This is a genomic window from Streptomyces sp. NPDC101490, assembly GCF_044767145.1.
Classification (GTDB): domain Bacteria; phylum Actinomycetota; class Actinomycetes; order Streptomycetales; family Streptomycetaceae; genus Streptomyces.
In genome coordinates this window covers 170626-190859 of record NZ_JBIWNI010000004.1, presented here as the reverse complement: position 1 = coordinate 190859, position 20234 = coordinate 170626, and the positions used below count along the sequence as shown (strand labels likewise).

Below are 20234 nucleotides of genomic sequence, written 5' to 3'. Positions count from 1 at the left end.
GTACTCAGGGTGCGCACTCAGGGTTGCTTAGGCTTACCTAATCGAACCCGGCCAATGTCCGCAAGCGGCCTCCTCCTCTTCCCGGGCATTCCACCGCGTCGCCCCGGACATCAAGTGCCCAGCTCACAGCGGGACTTCAGCCGTGGACCACGCTGTCCGGAGCGGCCAAAAACCGACTACATTAATGTAGTCGAAGTTTCCACTTAGGGTTGCCTTACCTTCCCGGCGGAGCTACTTTCCAGATGTCCGGCAGCGCCCCGACCCGCCCGGACCGACCACTTCTCCCGTTCCCCACGCCGTCGACGAGCCGGTGCGGCGATGCCGCACGCCCTCGCTCGCTCCGCCCTGCCCCGGAAGGTGTCTCCGTGCCCACCTGCCCTGCCCCGGTACGCCCTCTGGACGCCGCAGCAGCAGCCGAACTGACCACCGCGGCCGGTGAACTGCTCGCCGAACACGGCTCCGCCACGGCGCCCGGACTCCTCGCGGCACTGCCCGCCGCCCGCACCTCGCTCGGCGAGGACCTCCACCGGGGGCTGCGGCCCGTGGACGGCCCCGACGGCCTGTTCGTCCTGCGCGGTCTGCGCCCGGACGACGCCGGACTCGGCCCCACGCCCGGCCACTGGTCCACGGTCGGCGACGCAGGCGCCCTGTGGGACGTCGTCCTCCTGCTGGTCTCCGCCCTCATGGGCACGCCGATCGCCTGGGACGGCCAGCAGGACGGCCGCTTCGTCCACAACATCGTCCCCTCACCCGGACACGAGGACGAGCAGACCGGCGCCTCCAGCACCGTCCTGCTCACCCCGCACACCGAGGACGCCTTCCACCCCGGCCGCGCCCATCTGCTCCTGCTCGCCTGCATGCGCAACCACGACCGGATCGCCACCACCGCGGCCAGCGTCCGCCGGGCCGAACTCACCGCGCGGGACGTCGCCGAACTGACCCGGCCGACCGTGCCGATCCTGCCCGACGACGCCTACGAGCAGGCGCGGCGGTACGGCGGCCCACCCGCCCCCGTACCCACCCTCTTCGACACCGGCGCCGGTCTGGCCCTGCGGTACGACCCCGCCTACACGCCGGTGGCGGACGCCGACGACACCTGGCGGGAGGCGTACGGCCGCCTGGCGGACGAACTCGCGCGCGTGTCGGTGGCGGTCGCCCTGGAACCGGGCGACGTCCTGGTCGTGGACAACGACGTCGTCGTCCACGGCCGGGTGCCGTTCAAGGCCCGCTACGACGGCACCGACCGCTGGCTCAAGCGCGCCTCCGTACGCGTCGCGGACCGCCCCACCCGGCCCGCCGCCGAGTCCGGCGAACACGGCTACGGCCAGACCGCCCTCACCGCCTGGGCCCGCTGACCTCCCGCACCGCGCCTCCCCACCCTCTCGAAAGGGCTCCCCATGGACCGGGACGACACCACCCTGCGCCTACTGTCCACCAGCGACCTCGCCGGGCTGGACATCAGCCTCGCCGATGTCGTCGACACCGTCGAACAGGCCTACCGCACCCTCGCCGCGGGCCGGTCCGACAACCCCCGCAAGCTCACCGTCAAGCCCCCGGACGGCCGTTCCGTCTCCTACGCCATGCTCGGCCGTGACGGCGCCCGCGAAGTCGTCGCCGTGAAGACCTCGTACAAGCACGGCCTCGGCGAACCCCGCGACAAACAGCACTACTACACGACCCTCACCCTCTACGACGACGTCACCGGCCTGCCCGTCGCGATGATGGACTGCTCGCGCATCGGGTCCCTGCGCACCCCCGCCGTCTCCGCGCTCCTGGCCCGCGAGTGCGCCGCCCCCGGCGCCACCACCGCCCTCGTGATCGGCACCGGCACCCAGGGCCGCCTCGCCCTGCCGTTCCTGCTGACCACCCTGCCCGGCCTGGAGCGGCTGCTGCTGTCCGGCACCCACCCCGACGGCATCGAGGCCGTCCGCGCCGAACTCGCCCGTCACTTCCCCGGCCGCGACCTCGAACTGGTCACCGACCTCACCCGCGCCGCCGGGGAAGCCGACATCATCGTCGCCACCGCAGGCCCCCACACCTCCGCCGCCGTCGAGGCCGAGTCCCTCAGGCCCGGCGCGACCGCGATCCTCGTCGGCCACGGCCTGGCCCCCTCCACCCTGCACCGGGCCGACCGGGTCATCGCCACCAGCGAGGCCCAGATGCGCGTGACCGGAACCGACATGGCCGACGCCGACGGCGGCTTCCCGCCCGTCGACGTCGAACTGCCCGCCGTCCTCTCCGGAGCGGCCGACGCCCGTACCGCTCCCGGGCAGCGGATCTTCGCCTACAACAGCGGCCTCGTCGTCACCGACATCGCCCTCGGGCACCGCTTCGCCCAGCTCGCCGCCGCCCAGAGCCTCGGCACGGAGACCTCCCTGTGGAAGTGACGCCCTGGCCGGTGCTCCCGGCCCTGCCCGACCCAGCCACCGACGCCGTCGTCACCAGCGGACTCGCCGCCGAACTCGCCTACGCCCTCGGCGGGCCCTTCCACATCCTGCTGCCCGACGCCTTCACCGCCAACCTCACCGCCATGCGGTCCGTCCTCGCCGACACGGGAGTGAACGGCTTCGTGTACTTCGCGAAGAAGGCCAACAAGGCCGCCGTCTTCGTCGAACGCGCCGCCGCCGGGGGCGCGGGCGTGGACGTCGCCTCCGCCGCCGAACTGCGCGAAGCCCTCGGCCACGGCGTACGGGGCGAACACCTCATGGTCACCGGCCCGGCCAAGGACCACGTCCTGCTGCGACTGGCCGTCACCCACGGCGCCACCGTCGCCGTCGACTCCCCCGACGAACTCGACCGGGTCGTCGCCCTGGCCACGACCGGCCGGACCGGGCCCGCCCGGGTGCTCCTGCGCGTCCTCCCGGACAGCCAGCCGCACTCCCGCTTCGGCCTGGACGACCTCGAACTGGCCATCGCCCTCAAGCGCTGCGCCGAAGCCGGTGACGCGATCCGGATGGACGGCTTCAGTTTCCATCTCTCCGGTTACGCCCTCCAGCCCCGCGCCGACCTCGCCGCCCGCCTCATCGGCCTCTGCCGCACCGCCCGGAGCCAGGGCCTGGCAGCCGGGCGGATCTCCCTCGGCGGCGGACTGCCCGTCAGCTACACCGACGCCGACAGCTGGAACACCTTCCTCGGCACCCAGAACCCCGGCCACTACCACGCCCGCAAGACGTTCGGGACCGGCGACTTCTACCCGTACCACTCGCCCCTCGCGGGGGCCCACGCGCTGGCCGCCCTGCTCGCCACCCGGCCGGAGGGCACCGACCGCGGCCTCGCCGACCTGGCCCGGGACGCCGGGGTCGAGCTCCTCGTCGAACCCGGCCGCGCCCTGCTCGACCGGGCCGGAGCCACCGTCTTCCGCGTCCAGGGCGTCAAGGACCGCGACGGCTACCGGATCGTCACGGTCGACGGCACCAGCCTCAGCCTGTCCGAGCAGTGGTTCGGCAGCGAGTACCTCCCCGACCCGCTGCTCGTCCCCACCGTCCCCGGCCCGGTGCCCGGGGTGTACCCGGCGAGCGTGGGCGCCGCCACCTGCCTGGAATCGGACATGCTCACCTGGCGCAAGATCGCCTTCCCCCACCCGCCGCGCCCCGGCGACCTGCTGCTCTACCCGAACACGGCCGGGTACCAGATGGACTCCAACGAGTCCCCCTTCCACGACCTTCCCCTGCCGCCCAAGGTCGTCGTCGACCGCACCGACCGGCCCCGGCCGCGCTGGCGCCTCGACCGCCACGCCGCCTGAACCGCGCCCCCGCGCCCCGCCCTCACAGGAGCCCTGATGTCCGGAGCCCTCGAACGCCCCGCCGTCGTCACCCGTGTGTCCGACCTCATCGGCCGCACCCCCCTTCTGGAACTCGCCGCCACCGAGACCGGCAGCCGTCTGCTGCTCAAGCTGGAGATGTACAACCCCACCGGCACGGCGAAGATCCGCATGGCCCGCGCGATGATCGACGCCGCCGAGTCCACCGGCGCCCTCCGCACGGGCGGCCGGATCATCGAATCGACCTCCGGCAACACGGGGCTGGGCCTGGCCGTCGTCGCCGCCGAACGCGGCTACACCTTCACCGCCGTCGTCGACCGGCACGCCGCCGCCGACAAACTCCGCACCATGAAGGCCCTCGGCACCGAACTCGTCTACGTCGACGCCGACAGCGACGGCGAGGAACTCCACACCGCCGCCCGCGAGGAACTCGCCGAGGACATGGCCCGGGGCCGGGACAACACCGTCTTCACCGAACAGCACAACAACCCCGCCAACGGCGTCGGCTACTTCCCCGTCGCCCATGAACTCGCCGAAGCCCTCGGCGACGGCATCGGCGTCCTCATCGGCGCCGTCGGCACCGGCGGCGGCCTGTGCGGCACCAGCCGCGAACTGCGCACGCTCATACCCCGCTTCACCACCATCGGCGTCGAACCGAAGGGGTCGATCGCCTTCGGCGGCCCCGCCCACGACTACTACCAGTCCGGCACCGGCACCCCCGAAGGCGCCGGGATCGGCGCCCTGGTCGACTTCGGCCTCATCGACGAAGGCGTCAAGGTCGGGGACATCGAGGCCTTCGCCACCTGCCGCGCCGTCGCCCGGACCGGCCTCCTCATCGGCGGATCCGCCGGAGGCGTCGTCCACGAAGCCCTGACCCGCCTGCCCGGGCTCCCGCCCGGTACCACTATGGTCGCGCTGATCAACGACGGAGGGGAGAAGTACATGGACACCGTCTTCGACGACGACTGGATGGCCGAACGCGCCCTCCTCAGCCCCCGGACCGAACGCGAAGTGGAAGAACACCTCACCAAGCTCCGCGGGAACCGGTAGTCACTGATGCTCACCACGCTCCTCCGCGACAGCCGCGCCCTGGCCGCCCTCGCCGTTCCCCTCGTCCTCACCCAGCTCGCGCAGGTCGCCCTGACGACCACCGACACCGTGATGATGGGCCTGCTCGGCACCACCGAACTCGCCGCCGGCGGCCTCGCCATCGTCATCTTCAACCAGATCCGCACCATGGGCGTCGGCCTGGTCACCTCCGTCGGCAACCAGATCGCCGCCGCGGCCGCCCGCGCCGAGACCGGCACCGACGGGACCGACGGGACCGACAGGACCGACAGGGACGGGAACGGGGACAGGAACGGGACCAACCGGTCCGGGACCGACGGGGACGGCCACGCGCGGGAGGCGGCGCACCGGGAAGTCCGGGCCGTCGTCCGTGCCGGTCTGACCGTCGCCACCCTCGCCGGTGTCACCGGCGCCCTCGTCATGGTCCTCATCGGACACCTCCTGCCCCAGCTCGGCCAGGACGCCGCCGTCGTCGGCCTGACGAGGACGATGATCTACGCCCTCGCCCCCGGCCTGCTGCCCTGCCTGTGGTTCCAGGTCATCCGCCAGTACACGGTGGGCATGCGCCGCCCCCAGGCCCTCCTGCGGATCACCCTCGCCTCCATCGCCGTCAACGCCGCCCTGAACTGGATCCTCATCCACGGCACCTTCGGCCTGCCCCGCCTCGGCCTCACCGGCGTCGGCATCGCCACCTCCACCGTCTACCTGCTGTCCTTCCTCGCCCTCTACCTCGCCGCGAAGAGGGACACGGCACTCTCCCCGCACCTCTCCCTCTCCCTCTCCCTCACCCGCGCCGACGCGGCCACCGTCAAGCGCCTGATCGGCCTCGGCGTCCCCATCGCCGCCACCTACGGCTCCGAGGCCGGTTTCTTCTCCGTCACCGCCCTCATGGCCGGGTCCTTCGGCCCCGACGCCCTGGCCGCACACACGGCCGTCAACCAGCTCGTCTACATCGTCTTCCAGGTCGCCGTCGGTCTCTCCCACGCCGCCTCGATCAACGTCAGCCGCGAACTCGCCCTCGGCAACCACGAGGGTGCCCGCCGCATCAAGAACACCGCCCTCTCCTGCGCCGCCGCGGTCATGGCCGTCGTGGGCGTCCTCTACCTCACCCTGCCCCGCCTCGTCCTCGCGCCGTTCCTCGACACCGGCTCCGAACAGGCGCTCACCCTCGCCACCCAGCTGCTGATCGTGACCGCGTTCCTGCAGTTCTTCGACTGCGCCCAGAACATCGGCGTCGGCCTCCTGCGCGGCCTCGACGACACCAGGAGCGGCTTCCGCATCACCCTCATCGGCTACTGGGCCGTCGGCCTGCCGGCGACCTGGCTCTTCGCTCATACCCTCGGCCTCGACACCCTCGGCATCTGGCTCGGCCTGCTCACCGGCCTCGCCGCCACCGCCGTGCTCCTCCTGCGCCGCTACGGCGCCGCCCTCACCACCGCCGCTCAAGCCCGGCCCGCCCCGGCCACGGCCTGACACCGGGCCGCCGGGCGAGCGGCCCGACACCCGCACGCGCTTCCGGTACGGCGGACCCGACGAGGCCCCTTCCCCACCCCGCGCGCCACGGGGCGGCGAAGGGGCCTCGTCAGAATCCCCGTCCGGTGCCCGAGCCCAGCAAGTCCTCCAGCGCACCCCACAGACCCGAGCAGCCCGACGGCGTACCGAGCAGATGGCTCGACGCGTACTCCACGTACTCGTGCAGCCCGTAGGCCAGGGCGAGGGAGCCGATCGCCACCGACGCGACCAGCGTCCCCATGGCCAGCGCACCCGCCCGCCGCACTCCGCCCCGGGGCGCGACCGGCTTCGGCAGAAGCAGTGCCTGTACGCGCTGGGGAACCGGCCCGCTCGTGGCCGACAGCAGCGGGTAGCCGTCCGGACGGGACCGCGACGAGCCCTTCAGCGCGGCCCGTGCGATGGCCGCGGCGGCCGTCCGCCGGTCGCCCACGACGGCAGCCGCGTCCTCGTCGGCCCACCGTTCCAGATGGAACCCCAACGCCCCGCGCAGCCCCCCGACGGCAGGATGCACGACAGCCGCGAGGTCCACGACGGCCGACAGCAGATGATGCCGCCCGGCCAGGTGGGCACGCTCGTGGGCCAGCAGCACCTCACGCTCTCCCGGCTTCAGCGCCCGCACCATCCCGGACGTCACCACCACCCGGCCGGGGCGCCCCCGGTAGGCGGGGAGCGCGAAGGCGTCCACGTCCGCGCCGGGAACCACCAGCAGATCACCGTCCACGGTGCTCCCCCCGGTGGCCAGCCAGGCACGCCTCAGCAGCGAGCGGTGCCCGAGCCACCGCCGCACCAGCATCACGAGCTGGACCAGCATGGCCGCTCCCGCGGCGCAGGCGATCGGTACGGCGGCGGGCCATTCCGCCCGCACACGGCTGAGGGGCAGCCGCTCCAGCACCGCCAGCAGGGGTACGTGGAACAGGCCGACCAGCGCCGAGACCGTACCCCCGGCCAGCAGCAGCGCGGCCCCCGTCAGCGACCAGCAGGCCCAGCGGGGCGGCAGGACCACGGCAAGACGTCTGGCGACGGCCGCACCGGCCCAGGGAAGAGCCAGCAGCAGCGTCACCAGAACCAGAACGATCGTCACACCGAATCGCCCTCGGTCTCTGCCTCGGTCTTGGTCTCGGTCTGTTGTCCGGCCTCGCTCCCGGTCCCGGTCTCCGACCCCACCTCGGTCACGGCCGCCGGGCCCGCCGCCGCCCCGGATGCCACCTCGCCCTCGGACGCGGCCTCAGCTTCGGCTTCGCCCAGCAGACGGCGCAGGGTCTCCTCGTCGCTCGCGGAGAGGGACGACACGAACCGCTTGAGCACCAGGTCACGCTGCGGATCCTTCTCCAGCTCCCGCCGCATCCGGTCGGCCACGAGCCCCGCCGAGTCCTCCACCGGCTGGTAGGCGTACCCACGCCCGGCGGCCACCCTGCGCAAGGTGCCCTTCTCGAACAAGCGGCTGAGGATCGTGGCCGTCGTGGTCCTGGCCAGCTCACGGTCGAGCGCGTCGTTGACCTCCTGCGCGGTCATCGGCTCCCCCGACTCCCACAGCACCGCCAGCACCTCGGCCACCAGCTCGCCGTGCGGCCGTCTCTCGTCCCCGCGCTTCCCAGCCACCGCTCGCCGTCCTCCTCCTGCCTCGGCACATGGGGCACGCCACCGCCCCTCCCCTCGCCCTGATGACCGCTCTCGTCGGCAGGCCGCAGGCGCCCACGGTATGCCGGATGTCCGCCGCGCGGGTAGCCGCCCCGGACCGAGCGCCGCGCACCGACCGGCGACGCACCCGCCACCCCGCCCGAACGCCCGGCGGACACGGCCCCCGCCCCGACTCCCGGCTCCCAGCTCCCAGCTCCCAGCTCCCGGCTCCCGGCTCCCGGCTCCCGGCTCCCGGCTCCCGGCTCCCGGCCATGCGTATCCCCTCGCCCCCGGGTGACGCCCCTCGTGCGGGCAGGACGTTCTCCGTGCGTACGGAGGTCCCCGTGGGGAGGACGTGACGGGAGAGCGCGTACGCACGAGCGAGACCGGGGCTCCGGGCGCCCACAGTCGAACACTGTTACGAGCCTGCGGCCCATGGCGTGCGCCCCGGAAGCGGTATGGACTGTGCGGGTGATCCGCGCGACGATCGGCTGGCGCCGATGCGCGCCGCAACACCTGACTCGACCCGAAGTACCCACCCCCATCACGTACTTACCGATCGAGAACCGGAGTGCCGTGAACCTCAACCTCACTTCGAAGACAGCGGTCGTCACCGGCGCGGGACGGGGCATCGGACTTGCCACCGTCCGCACCCTGACCGCCGAAGGCGTCCGTGTCGTCGGCGCCGCCCGCACCCTCACACCCGAGCTGGAGGAAACCGGCGCGTACACGGTGTCGGCCGACCTGAGCACCGCCGAAGGCGTCACCACCCTGATGAGCGGCGCCCTGGACAGACTGGGCGGCATCGACCTGCTGGTGAACAACGTCGGCGCCGGGGACGACATGGACCCCCGTGGATTCCTCGACACGGACGACGGGCACTGGTCCCGGGTCTTCGACATCAACCTGCTCAGCACCGTCCGCGCCACTCGCGCCGCGCTTCCCAGCCTGATCGAGCGCCGGGGAGCGATCGTCAACGTCTCGTCCATCAGCGCCCGTCAGCCCACCACCGGCCCGGTCGCCTACAGCGCGGCCAAGGCAGCCCTCACCGCCCTGGGCAAATCCCTCGCCGAGGAGTTCGGACCCCTGGGCGTACGGGTGAACACCGTCTCCCCCGGAGCGGTCCGCACCCCCGTCTGGGCGGACCCCGACGGCTTCGGCGGCAAGGTCGCGGCCAGGGCAGGGATGGACCACGCCACCTTCTTCGAGCAGATGCCGCAGGCCTTCGGCATCACCTCCGGCCGCATCACCGAACCCGAAGAGGTCGCGGCCCTGATCGCGTTCCTCCTCTCCGACGTCGCCGCCAACATCAGCGGCGCCGACCACATCATCGACGGCGGCGCGGTCAAGACCGCCTGAACGGGGCCCGGGGCGCGCCACCGGAACCCTCTCCGCCCGCCGCGCCCCGGCCCGCCCCTCCCCCAGCCTCCGTCCGGGTCCCACCCGCCGCCCCCGAAGAGGCGAGCGCCGGGCGCCTGGGCGAGGCCCGGGGTCCGGCCTCTGTCCTCGGTCGAGGACGCCGGGATCGGCGCGGCGGCGACCGCTCCCGGTTCCCGAGGGCCCGAACGGCGGCGGGCCGTCACCCGCCCGGACGCGGTGCTCACCCGGACGGCACGCGTGCCGCGCCGGTCCCGATCCCGCCGGGCAGGCTGGCGACGGCAGCACCTCTCCCCGTCTGAAAGAGGACCCCCATGGGCATGTCGTCCGTCCGGCGCCGGATATCCACCGCCGCCGCCATCCCGGTCGCGATCTGCGCCGTCGCCGCCTCCGCCGCTCCGGCCGCCGTGGCCTCGGCCCCCGCCTCCGCCTCCGCCGTCGGCAAGGGCGCGAAGCCGACCGTCGTCCTGGTCCACGGGGCCTTCGCGGACGCCTCCGGCTGGAACGCCGTCGCCGAACGCCTCCTCGACCAGGGATATCCGGTCATCGCCCCGCCGAACCCGCTGCGCGGCCTGTCCAACGACGCCGCCTACGTGGCCTCGGTCCTGAAGAGCGTGAAGGGCCCGATCGTGCTGGCCGGGCACTCCTACGGCGGCGCGGTCATCACCCAGGCCGGCGCCGGGAACCCGAACGTCAAGGCCCTCGTCTACGTCTCCGCCTTCATGCCCGACATCGGCGAGTCCCCCGCGGAGCTGTCCACGAAGTTCACCGGCAGCGAGCTGGGCCCGGCGCTCAACCCCGTCCCGTACAGCGACGCGACCGGCAGCGGCACCGACCTCTACATCAAGCCGGACAGGTTCCACGCGGTCTTCGCCGCCGACCTGCCGGCATCCCGGACCCGGCTGATGGCGGCCGAACAACGCCCCGTCACCGAGGCCGGGTTCGCGGAGAAGGCCACCGCCGCCGCCTGGAAGACGACCCCGTCCTGGTTCGTCGTCTCCGCGAGGGACAAGGCCATCGCCCCGGACCTCGAACGCTTCGAAGCCAAGCGCGCCAAGGCCCACACCGTGGAGATCGAGTCCTCCCACGTGTCGATGATGTCCCACCCCGACGTGGTCACCGAACAGATCCGCGACGCCGCCGCCACCGTCACCGGCGCGGACCCGAAGCCCGCCGCCCTCGCGCGGACCGGCTCGCGCACCACCGAACTCGCCCTCGCCGGAGGCCTCGCCGCCGCGTTCGTCGCCACCGGAACCGCTCTCGCGGTGTGGGGCCGCCGCCGCGCCCGGACCTGACGCCCGTACACCGGGCATGGCCGCTCCGCCCTCACCCACCCGGCGGCCGCGCCGTCCCGCACGCGCGGACCCCGTGATCACGCCGGGCCGCCCGCGAGTTCCCGACCAGGTACGGGCTTCGTCCCCCGGACGGCACGACCGTCCGGGGGACTCCCGTTTTCCCCGTACGTCGGAAAGCGTGTCCCCCCGTACGGACCCGAGGTGGGGGCGTGACGGAGACGGTCTGCCGACAGGGCTCAGCGAGTCACCTGGAGGAATGCCAGAAGGCCGTACGCGCGCATCGGGAGTTGAGCCCTGTCGTTGACAGGACATGGGATCCGGTCCGGGATGCAGGAGAGCGCGATGAGTGGGCAGACCTGGGGTACGGGCAATGCGGTGGGCGCGGGCGCGAGGGCCGTGGTGGTGGGAGCGGTGGCCGGGGTGGCGTTGATCCCGGCCGGGGCCGCGCAGGCCAATGTGGTCGGGATCGGGAACGCGGCGTTCGGCAACGCGTGCGCCAGTCAGGGGGCGGCGCAGGCGGCGGGCTCCACCGTGGCCGGGAGCGGCCTGGGCAGCGGCAATTACGGCGGGTTGCCGCTGGGCCTGTCGCGTAACCACTGCGGCAACAGCGGCATCGTCTGCACCGCGGTGTTCATGTCCTCCGTATGACGGGATCGGTGAGCTGGGGAGGACCGACCGAAAGGTGGCGGGTGTCAGGGTGGTGAGCGGGTCGTTGGGGAGCCAGGCGGCGGTGGTGGAGTTGCTGGCCCTGAGCGGGCGGGCCTTGCCGTTGCTGCGTGCATGGGTGGGCGGGGATCCGAGCTGTGGTGTGGCGCGGGGGTTGCTGACGCTGGCGACCGGTGACCGGCTGGACGAGACCGTGCTCAAGGAGCAGTTGGTGATCGCTCACCGGGACGCGCGGGCCGCCGGTGAGCGGGAGGCGAGCCTGGTGTACGGGGTGTTCCTGCACACGCACCGGCAGTACCGGCTGACGGCCGATCACCTGGTGGGGCACTTCGAGCGGTGGCCGGCCGATGAGCAGGCCGGTCTCCTGGTGGGTGCCTTCTTCTCGTGCGGGGACGCGGCCTGTCGCGCCCGGGGCGACGCCCTGGTGGAGCGGCAGGCCGCGGTGGCCGGTCCTGACAGCTGGCCGTGGTTAAGCTGGCTGGCCTCGATCCGGGCGGAGCAGGGCCGGGTGCGGGAGGCCCACGAGCTGGCCGGGCGGGCGCTGGCCGTGTATCCCCGTTCGGGTGTGGCCGCTCACGCGCGGGCGCACGCCGAGCATGAACTGGGGGCCGGGCGTGAGGGCGTGGAGTTCCTGGACCGGTGGCTCGCGGTGGATCCGCGATCGGTGCAGTCACGGCATCTGAGCTGGCATTCCGCGTTGCAGTCGATCGCCTGCGGTGACTTCACGGACGCGCGGCGGCGGGCGGACGCGGCGCTGCCGAGGGAGGACGTCGGCATGCGTGCCTCGACGAACTGGCGGCTGCTGCTGGTCGGGCAGACACCCTCCGGCCGCAGTGACCCGGGGCACGTACGGGAACTGCTCGACGCGCCAGGGGGGATGGCGGAGGTGTTCCACACGTTCAACCTCGCGCTGGCCCTGGCGGTGGAGGCGGCGACCGAGGACCTCCAGGCCCTGGCCCGCCGGGCCGCCGCCGACGACCGTCCGGACTACCGCGACGTCCTGGCGCCCGTGGTCCGGGCACTGGCGGAGGTCACCGCGGGCCGCCCCCGGGCGGCGGTGGACCTGCTGAGCGGCCTGGGCGAGAAGGCGGAGCGGATCGGCGGGGTACGGGTGGAGCGCGAGATCATCCAGGACACCCTGGCCGCGCCCTGGTCGACGCGGGCGAACACGCGCGCGCGGCGGACCTGCTGCACCACCGCGTCACCGCGCGCCGTCACCACACGTACGAGGACCTCCTGCTCACCGCACACGCACCGGCCACCACAACGACCGGACCGGGCTGACCCGTCACGGTGGCCGGTGCTCGGCGACGCCACAACCCACGACCGCGCGAGCAGGGCGCGGCTCCCACGGAACCCGTTCGCGGTCTTCGCCCGACGGCCAAGACCGCGAATCCCTCGACCTCACCCCCGACGGAATGGCCCCATACCACCACAAGCACGGGCTTCAGCCCCCCTGAGCTCGGCCCATCCGAACTGCTCACGCTTTCGCACGGCTTCCGCCGATGATGCGCAAAGAGGAGGGGAACGGACCTGTCGGTGAAGTACGCGTCGATGGAGCCCCAGGTCGACTCGCCCCGCGAGATCGCGGCAGCTTCCAGCCCGCACGAGGAACACGACGCCGCCCGCCCCGATACCGCTCCGATGGACAGCTCATGCCCATGCGTCGCATGAGCGTCACGAGCGTCGAGACATCGCCCCTAACGCCCACACCGCCCCTCATGCACACCCACAGGACCCCAGGTCACGCGTCCTTCTTCACCGGCTCCAGGATCGCGACGCACTCCACGTGGTGCGTCATCGGGAAGAGGTCGAAGACTCGCAGGGTGCGGACGCGGTAGCCGCGCTCCTTGAAGTAGGCGAGGTCTCGGGCCAGGGCTGCCGGGTCGCAGGCCACGTAGGCGATGCGGCGGGCGCCGAGGGTGGTGAGGTGGTGGACCGTCTGCTTGCCCGCGCCCGCGCGCGGGGGGTCCAGGACGATCAGGTCGACGTCGGTGATGCCCGTGCGCGGGAGGACCTGCTCGACCTTGCCCTGTTCGATGCGGACGCGCGGGAAGTCGGCCAGGTTGTGGCGGGCGTCCTCCACCGCGCGCTTGCCGGACTCGACGCCCAGGACCGCGCCCTGGTCGCCGACCCGGTCCGCGAGGGCGCCCGCGAAGAGGCCGACACCGCAGTAGAGGTCGAGGGCCGTCTCGCCCTTGCGGGGCGTCAGGCCCTGCATGACGGCGAGCATCAGGGTCTGCGCGGCCTTCGGGTGGACCTGCCAGAAACCGCCGCTGCCGACCCGGTAGGTGCGCTCGTCGGCGCGCTCGCGGACGAAGGGGCGGCCGTGGACGCGGTGGACGCCGCCGTCCTTCTCGTCGACGCGCATCACGGAGACCGGCTTGTCCAGCTCCACCAGCGGGAGGCGGGCGCCCGGCCGGGGGGTGAGGATGACCTGGCGGTCGTTCGAGCCCGAGGCGGCGATGGCCTCGACCGAGGCCATGCCCTCCCAGACGCGCTTCTCGATGCCCAGCTCCGAGACGCCCTCGGCGGCGATCATGCAGTGGTCGACGACCTCGACCTCGTGCGAGCGGTGCCTGCGCAGGCCCGCGCGGCCCTCGTCGTCGATCGCGTACTGGACGCGGGTGCGCCACTTCGGCACCTCGCCCGGGGGGAGCTTGTCGCCCTCGGCGGGCATGACGGTGCCGTCCCAGCCGGCCTCCTCGGGGGTGAGCCCGGCCAGCCGCAGCAGCTGCTCCGCGACGACCTCGCCCTTGAGGCGGCGCTGGGCGCCCGGCTTGGCGTGCTGCCAGTCGCAGCCGCCGCACTTGCCGGGCCCGGCGAACGGGCAGGGCGCCTCGACCCGGTCCTTCGACGCCTCCAGGACGGTGACGGCGTCGGCCCGCAGGAAGCGGGAGGTCTCCTCGCCCTCGGTGACCCGGGCGACGATCCTCTCGCCGGGCAGCGCGTGGCGGACGAAGAGGACGCGGCCCCCCTCGGTGCGGGCGATGCAGTGGCCGCCGTGCGCCACCGGACCGACCTCGACCTCGTATTCCTCCCCGACCAACGACGAAACAGGGCTGTTCTGCATGGCGGGGGGTCTCCAAGGGGAAGATTTCAGGGGCTGCCGCAGGGACGGCAGCCCACCAGTCTAGTTGTTCTTTCCGGCCGTTTCCTTCTGGCCCTTCTCGACCGGTCCGCGGCGGACCGCGCCCGGCGCGTTCCAGTCCTGGCGCTTCCGGGCCCGCTTCTTCGCGGCTTCGGAGGACCGGAGCTGGTACGGGACCGAGGTCACCATGACGCCCGGGGTGAAGAGCAGCCGCCCCTTGAGCCGCAGGGCGCTCTGGTTGTGCAGCAGGTGCTCGTACCAGTGGCCGACGACGTACTCGGGGATGTAGACGGCGACGGCGTCGCGCGGGCTCTCCCGCCGCAGGTTCTTCACGTGCTCGATCACCGGCCGGGTGACCTCGCGGTACGGCGAGTCGAGGATCTTGAGCGGCACGTTGATGCCGCGCCGCTCCCACTCCTCCTTGAGCGCCTTCGTCTCGGCCGGGTCGACGTTGACGGTCAGCGCCTCCAGCTCGTTCGCGTGCATGAGCTTGGCGTACGCGAGGGCGCGGAGGGTGGGCTTGTGGAGCTTGGAGACGAGGACGATGGAACGGACCCGGGAGGGGCGCACGTACTCGTCCGGGCGTTCCTCGGCGGCGGCGATCTCGGCGGCGACGGAGTCGTAGTGCCTGCGGATCGCGGTCATCGTGCCGTAGAAGATCACCATGCCGAGCAGGGCGACCCAGGCGCCGTGGGTGAACTTGGTGGCGAGGACGACGACGAGGACGAGACCGGTGAAGAAGGCGCCGAAGGTGTTGATCGCGCGGGAGCGGAACATGTGGCGGCGCTTGGCGGGGTCGCGCTCCGTGCGCAGGTGCCGGTTCCAGTGCCGGACCATGCCGATCTGGCTGAGCGTGAAGGAGACGAAGACGCCGACGATGTAGAGCTGGATCAGCCGGGTGGAGTCGGCTCCGTAGATCACCACGAGGAGGGCGGCGGCGCCCGCGAGGAGCACGATGCCGTTGGAGAAGGCCAGACGGTCGCCGCGGGTGTGGAGCTGGCGCGGCAGGTAGCGGTCCTGGGCGAGGATCGAGCCGAGGAGCGGGAAGCCGTTGTACGCGGTGTTCGCGGCCAGGAAGAGGACGAGCGCGGTGGCGGCGGCGAGGACGATGAACAAGAACGTTCCGTCGCCGAAGACGGCCGCCGCGACCTGCGAGATGACCGGGTCCTGGACGTAGCCGTCGCCGACCGGGACGCCGTCGCGCAGCAGGTCGTGGGCGGGCTTCTCGGCCATCCGGACGTCGGTGGCCATGGCGAGGAAGATGATGCCGCAGAACATGGTGACGGCCAGGCCGCCCATGAGGGCGAGCGTGCTCGCGGCGTTCTTCGACTTGGGCTTGCGGAAGGCGGGGACGCCGTTGGAGATGGCCTCGACGCCGGTGAGGGCGGCACAGCCGGAGGAGAAGGCGCGGAGCAGCAGGAAGACCAGGGCGAAGCCCGCGAGGCCCTGGTGCTCGGGCTTGATCTCCAGGTCGGCGGTGGGTGCCTTCATGGTCTCGTCGAGGACGATCCCCCGGTAGGCGCCCCAGAGGATCATGAGGAAGACGCCCACGACGAAGACGTACGTCGGGATCGCGAAGAGCTTGCCCGACTCCTTGACTCCGCGCAGGTTCATCAGGGTGAGCAGCACGATCACGGCGACGGCCGCGGCGACCTTGTGCTCGACGACGAAGGGGACGGCCGAGCCGAGGTTCTCGATGCCCGAGGAGATCGACACGGCGACGGTGAGGACGTAGTCGACGAGCAGGGCGCTCGCGACGGTGAGTCCGGCCTTGGGCCCGAGGTTGGTGGTGGCGACCTCGTAGTCGCCGCCGCCGCTGGGGTACGCGTGGACGTTCTGCCGGTAGGAGGCGACGACGGTGAACATCAGGACGACGACCGCGAGGGCGATCCACGGGCTGAAGTGGTAGGCCGACAGGCCCGCTACGGAGAGGACGAGCAGCACCTCGCCGGGTGCGTACGCCACCGAGGACAGCGGGTCGGAGGCGAAGACGGGGAGGGCGATCCGCTTGGGGAGAAGGGTCTCGCCGAGCTTGTCGCTGCGCAGGGCCCGCCCGATCAGGATCCGTTTGGGCACGTCGGTCAGTTTGGACACGGAGAGGATCGTAAGCGTTCGAAAAGAGCCATGCTCACCGGCACCCCCGATCGGCACCGAATCTTCCTGAGTACCACCTCGGATGCGGTCCCGGCCAGCGTTGCCGCATAAGCTCGGATCGGGTGAGCCGGTGGGGCATCGCCCGCCGCGACCCGGGCCCTTCGGGTGAGGAAAGTTGTGAGCAGGGTGTTTTCGCAGGTCAGCAAGGCGATCAGGAGTGCGGGGTAAGGGGACGTGCACATCGTCATCATGGGCTGCGGGCGAGTGGGAGCCGCTCTCGCGCAGACCTTGGAGCAGCAGGGGCACACCGTCGCGGTGGTGGACCAGGACCCGACGGCTTTCCGCCGTCTGGGCTCCGGTTTCGGCGGTCGGCGCGTCACGGGCGTGGGCTTCGACCAGGACACGCTCCGCGAGGCGGGCATCGAGGACGCCGGTGCCTTCGCCGCGGTGAGCAGCGGTGACAACTCCAACATCATCGCGGCGCGGGTCGCGCGCGAGATGTTCGGCATCGAGAACGTGGCGGCGCGGATCTACGACCCGCGCCGGGCCGAGGTGTACCAGCGCCTCGGCATCCCGACGGTCGCCACAGTGCGGTGGACCGCCGACCAGATGCTGCGGCGGCTGCTGCCGTCCGGCGCGGAGCCGCTGTGGCGTGACCCGAGCGGTGGTGTCCAGCTCGCGGAGGTGCACACCACTCCGGCGTGGATCGGCCACAAGGTGAGCCGTCTCCAGGAGGAGACCGGGGTCCGCGTCGCCTTCCTCACCCGGCTGGGCGAAGCGATTCTGCCGACCTCGCAGACGGTGCTCCAGGAGGGGGATCTGGTGCACGTGATGATGCGTACGGACGAGATCGCGAAGGTCGAGGAGGCCTTCGCCGAGGGTCCCGAGGAGGGCGGTCACTGATGCGTGTCGCTATTGCGGGCGCGGGCGCGGTGGGCCGTTCCATCGCCGCCGAGCTCCTGGAGAACGGGCACGAGGTCCTGCTCGTCGACAAGGCGCCGACCGCCATCTCGGTGGAGCGGGTGCCGCAGGCGGAGTGGCTGCTCGCCGACGCCTGTGAGATCACCTCGCTCGACGAGGCGGCGCTCCAGCGCTGCAACGTGGTGATCGCGGCGACCGGTGACGACAAGGTGAACCTGGTCGTCTCGCTGCTCGCCAAGACCGAGTACGGCGTGCCGCGGGTCGTGGCCCGGGTGAACAACCCGAAGAACGAGTGGCTGTTCAACGAGTCGTGGGGCGTGGACGTGGCCGTCTCGACGCCTCGGCTGATGTCGGCGCTGGTGGAGGAGGCGGTGAGCGTCGGCGATCTGGTGCGGCTGCTCCGCTTCAGCCACGGCGACGCGAACCTGGTCGAGCTGACGCTCCCGCCGGAGTCGGCGGTCGCGGGTACCTCGGTCGGGGACGTGGACTGGCCGCAGGACACCTCGCTGGTGACGATCATCCGTGGTTCGCGGGTGCTGACGCCGAGCCCCGAGGAGACCCTGGAGGCCGGTGACGAGCTGCTGTTCGTGGCGGCGCAGGCCCGCGAGGAGCAGCTGGAGGACCTGCTCCAGGTCCGCCGCGTGGACTCCTGATCCCGGTGCGGGTCATGGCCTCGGGGGACCTTGCCCCGCCGGGGTCCTGATCCCGCGCGGCCGCTCCGGCGGTCGTCGTACGCGGAGGGGCCCGGACCTGTGACAGGTCCGGGCCCCTCCGCGTGATGTCCGTCCCCGGGGCTCAGGCCTCCGGGTGGGTCCGCGCGGCGGCCGCCTCGCGCTCCCTGTCCGTGCGGTCCTTCTCGGCCCGCTCCTTCTCGGCGCGCTCCTCGGCCTCCATCTCGGCGAAGACGTCGATCGGCGCCGGGGCCTTCGCGAGGAAGAGCCAGGTGAGGTAGACCGCGAGCAGGAACGGCGGGATCTTGAGCGCGACGATCACCCAGCCGAACCTGGTCGTGTCGGCCCACCAGTACATCGGGAAGAGGATCGCGCACTTGCCGAGCAGGATCAGGCCCCAGGCCCAGCTGGCCTTGGTGTAGGCCTTCTTGCGGCCGGGGTTGCGGGTCCGCCAGGAGAGGTTCTCCTTGAAGACCGGGCCGAGGATCAGGCCGATCAGCGGTACGCCCGCGAGCGCGGTGATGATGTACGCGAGGGCGAGGCCCAGCGTGTAGAGCATCCCCGGCAGGTAGAAGTCCTTGGCGTTGCCGGTCATCATCGCGAAGACCACGCCGAAGGCGACGCCGAAGACCCCGCTGAAGGCGTGCTTGACGGTGTCGCGGCGGATCAGCCGGACGGCGACGAGCACCAGGGAGACCGCCAGCGCGGCGATGGCCGAGACCTGGAGGTTCTTGTTGACCGTGAAGATCGTGACGAACAGCAGACCGGGCACGACCGTCTCGATCATGCCCCGCAGGCCGCCGAAGGCCTCGAACAGCGCGGCCTCGGTGACCTCCTTCGAGGCCTGGGCGTCCTGATCGGCCTGGGCGTCCGTGGGGGTCGGCTTGTCGAGGGACGTCACCGGCTACTCCTGTCCGAGCGGTCGGAGCTCGTATTTGGGGTTGAAGAGGACCCGCCGGCCCTGGCTCATGGAGATCCGGCCGGAGGCGATCAGCCTGCGGCCCGGTTCGATGCCCACGATGGAGCGCCTGCCGAGCCACACGACGTCGAGCGGTGCCGTGCCGTCGAACAGTTCGGCCTCCAGCGCGGGCACACCGGCCCGGGGACGCAGCGTGACCGTGCGCAAGGTACCAGTCACCTTGACTATCTGGCGGTCGGAGCAGTCGCAGATGCGGGTGCACCCCGATGCCTCGGCGTCCTCCTGGAGCTCTTCCGACTCCAGGTCCTCGGCGGAGGAGGAGAGCCGGTCGAGCATCCGGCGGAACCTACCGGCCGGCTTCTCTGTGCGTGGTGCAGCGCTCATATGGAAAGCGTACCGGCCGCTCCTGGCGTGGAGGCCTGGTCCGGGATCCTCTCCGTACGGCCTTGGCTTCAGCGTTCGAAGCGGTAGCCCATGCCCGGTTCGGTGACGAAGTGCCGGGGGTGCGAGGGATCGCCCTCCAGCTTGCGGCGCAGTTGTGCCATGTAGACCCGCAGGTAGTTGGTCTCGGTGCCGTACGAGGGTCCCCAGACCTCCTGGAGCAGTTGCTTCTGGCTGACCAGGCGGCCGCTGTTGCGGACCAGGACCTCCAGGAGGTGCCACTCGGTGGGGGTGAGCCGGACGTCCCTGCCGTCGCGGTGGACCTTCTTCGCGGCGAGGTCGACGGTGAAGCCCTCGGTCTCGACGACCACGACCCCGTCCTCGGCGCCGCCGACCGGCTCGGCACGGCGGACGGCGGCGCGCAGCCGGGCGAGCAGCTCGTCCATCCCGAAGGGCTTGGTGACGTAGTCGTCGGCGCCCGCGTCGAGCGCCTCGACCTTCTCGTCGGAGGTCTGCCGCGCGGACAGGACGAGGATCGGCACCCGGGTCCAGCCGCGCAGGCCCTTGATCACCTCGACGCCGTCCATGTCGGGCAGTCCGAGGTCGAGGACGACGACGTCGGGGTGGCGGTCGGCGGCGAGGCGGAGGGCGGTGGCACCGTCGGGCGCGGCGTCGACCTCGTACTTCCGCGCCTTGAGGTTGATCACCAGGGCGCGGACGATCTGCGGCTCGTCGTCGACCACGAGGACCCGGGTCATGGCGGGGGACCTTCCTTCTTCGGTCGCCCGTAGGGGCGGGGGCATGGGGCGGGGCATGGGGCGGGGGCGTAGGACGGGATGGAAGCGTGGGACGGGATGGAGGC

Annotated in this window: 18 protein-coding genes; 11 read left to right on the top strand and 7 right to left on the bottom strand. The window is 72.1% G+C overall.

The window, feature by feature from the left end:
• Nucleotides 1-365: 365 nt before the first annotated feature.
• Genes ACIRQY_RS11990 through ACIRQY_RS11970 form a run of 5 tightly spaced genes read left to right on the top strand, consistent with a single transcriptional unit; the run spans nucleotide 366 to nucleotide 6301 of the window.
• Entirely contained in the window at nucleotides 366-1355 is a 990-nt protein-coding gene (locus tag ACIRQY_RS11990) for a TauD/TfdA family dioxygenase (protein ID WP_403924228.1), read from the top strand.
• A 42-nt stretch (nucleotides 1356-1397) separates the two neighbouring features.
• Nucleotides 1398-2387, top strand: a complete 990-nt coding sequence (locus ACIRQY_RS11985) for an ornithine cyclodeaminase family protein (protein WP_403924226.1) — start codon at nucleotides 1398-1400, stop codon at nucleotides 2385-2387.
• On the top strand, nucleotides 2378-3742 hold the full coding sequence (locus ACIRQY_RS11980; protein ID WP_403924223.1) for a Y4yA family PLP-dependent enzyme: 1365 nt from the start codon (nucleotides 2378-2380) through the stop codon (nucleotides 3740-3742). Before ACIRQY_RS11985 ends, ACIRQY_RS11980 begins: the two co-directional genes overlap by 10 nt.
• A 36-nt stretch (nucleotides 3743-3778) precedes the next feature.
• Nucleotides 3779-4810 carry a cysteine synthase family protein gene (locus tag ACIRQY_RS11975; RefSeq protein ID WP_403924220.1) on the top strand — a complete coding sequence of 344 codons (1032 nt, stop codon included), beginning with the start codon at nucleotides 3779-3781 and terminating at the stop codon, nucleotides 4808-4810.
• Nucleotides 4811-4816: 6 nt separating this feature from the next.
• Entirely contained in the window at nucleotides 4817-6301 is a 1485-nt protein-coding gene (locus ACIRQY_RS11970; RefSeq protein WP_403924218.1) for an MATE family efflux transporter, read from the top strand.
• Nucleotides 6302-6410: 109 nt separating this feature from the next.
• On the opposite strand, the gene ACIRQY_RS11965 is transcribed toward ACIRQY_RS11970, so the two are convergent.
• Nucleotides 6411-7421, bottom strand: a complete 1011-nt coding sequence (locus ACIRQY_RS11965) for a M56 family metallopeptidase (protein WP_403924215.1) — start codon at nucleotides 7419-7421, stop codon at nucleotides 6411-6413.
• Nucleotides 7418-7939 carry a BlaI/MecI/CopY family transcriptional regulator gene (locus ACIRQY_RS11960; protein ID WP_403924212.1) on the bottom strand — a complete coding sequence of 174 codons (522 nt, stop codon included), beginning with the start codon at nucleotides 7937-7939 and terminating at the stop codon, nucleotides 7418-7420. The genes ACIRQY_RS11965 and ACIRQY_RS11960 overlap by 4 nt, the downstream gene beginning before the upstream one ends.
• Before the next feature lie 594 nt (nucleotides 7940-8533).
• Between ACIRQY_RS11960 and ACIRQY_RS11955 the strand changes: the two genes are divergently transcribed.
• From ACIRQY_RS11955 to ACIRQY_RS11940, 4 genes are all read left to right on the top strand, one after another.
• The gene (locus tag ACIRQY_RS11955) at nucleotides 8534-9316 is read left to right on the top strand and encodes an oxidoreductase (protein ID WP_403924209.1); all 783 of its coding nucleotides are present in this window, start codon (nucleotides 8534-8536) and stop codon (nucleotides 9314-9316) included.
• Between the two features lie 332 nt (nucleotides 9317-9648).
• Nucleotides 9649-10629, top strand: a complete 981-nt coding sequence (locus ACIRQY_RS11950) for an alpha/beta fold hydrolase (protein ID WP_403924206.1) — start codon at nucleotides 9649-9651, stop codon at nucleotides 10627-10629.
• Between the two features lie 342 nt (nucleotides 10630-10971).
• Complete coding sequence (locus ACIRQY_RS11945) at nucleotides 10972-11277, top strand: hypothetical protein (RefSeq protein WP_403924203.1); 306 nt, start codon at nucleotides 10972-10974, stop codon at nucleotides 11275-11277.
• A 172-nt stretch (nucleotides 11278-11449) separates the two neighbouring features.
• Nucleotides 11450-12838 carry a hypothetical protein gene (locus ACIRQY_RS11940; protein WP_403924200.1) on the top strand — a complete coding sequence of 463 codons (1389 nt, stop codon included), beginning with the start codon at nucleotides 11450-11452 and terminating at the stop codon, nucleotides 12836-12838.
• A gap of 201 nt (nucleotides 12839-13039) precedes the next feature.
• Here ACIRQY_RS11940 and ACIRQY_RS11935 read toward each other — a convergent pair whose 3' ends face one another.
• Together ACIRQY_RS11935 and ACIRQY_RS11930 are read right to left on the bottom strand one after the other, a co-directional pair.
• A complete protein-coding gene (locus ACIRQY_RS11935; RefSeq protein WP_403924197.1) occupies nucleotides 13040-14368 on the bottom strand; it encodes a class I SAM-dependent RNA methyltransferase in 1329 nt (442 codons plus the stop codon).
• A gap of 60 nt (nucleotides 14369-14428) precedes the next feature.
• Nucleotides 14429-16480: an APC family permease gene (locus ACIRQY_RS11930; RefSeq protein WP_351781206.1), complete on the bottom strand. Its 2052-nt coding sequence runs from the start codon at nucleotides 16478-16480 to the stop codon at nucleotides 14429-14431.
• 234 nt (nucleotides 16481-16714) lie between these two features.
• Here ACIRQY_RS11930 and ACIRQY_RS11925 point away from each other — a divergent pair, with 234 nt between their 5' ends.
• Nucleotides 16715-17383 carry a TrkA family potassium uptake protein gene (locus tag ACIRQY_RS11925; protein ID WP_189832557.1) on the top strand — a complete coding sequence of 223 codons (669 nt, stop codon included), beginning with the start codon at nucleotides 16715-16717 and terminating at the stop codon, nucleotides 17381-17383.
• Nucleotides 17383-18054, top strand: a complete 672-nt coding sequence (locus tag ACIRQY_RS11920) for a TrkA family potassium uptake protein (protein ID WP_351781204.1) — start codon at nucleotides 17383-17385, stop codon at nucleotides 18052-18054. Before ACIRQY_RS11925 ends, ACIRQY_RS11920 begins: the two co-directional genes overlap by 1 nt.
• 142 nt (nucleotides 18055-18196) lie before the next feature.
• Here the strand turns inward: ACIRQY_RS11920 and ACIRQY_RS11915 are convergent, their stop codons facing one another.
• The 3 genes from ACIRQY_RS11915 to ACIRQY_RS11905 all read right to left on the bottom strand — a co-directional run bounded on the left by ACIRQY_RS11915 (nucleotide 18197) and on the right by ACIRQY_RS11905 (nucleotide 20130).
• A complete protein-coding gene (locus ACIRQY_RS11915; protein ID WP_403924192.1) occupies nucleotides 18197-18973 on the bottom strand; it encodes a DUF3159 domain-containing protein in 777 nt (258 codons plus the stop codon).
• Nucleotides 18974-18976: 3 nt separating this feature from the next.
• Complete coding sequence (locus tag ACIRQY_RS11910; RefSeq protein WP_351781200.1) at nucleotides 18977-19375, bottom strand: OB-fold nucleic acid binding domain-containing protein; 399 nt, start codon at nucleotides 19373-19375, stop codon at nucleotides 18977-18979.
• A gap of 68 nt (nucleotides 19376-19443) precedes the next feature.
• Entirely contained in the window at nucleotides 19444-20130 is a 687-nt protein-coding gene (locus ACIRQY_RS11905) for a response regulator (protein WP_351781198.1), read from the bottom strand.
• Nucleotides 20131-20234 lie beyond the last annotated feature (104 nt).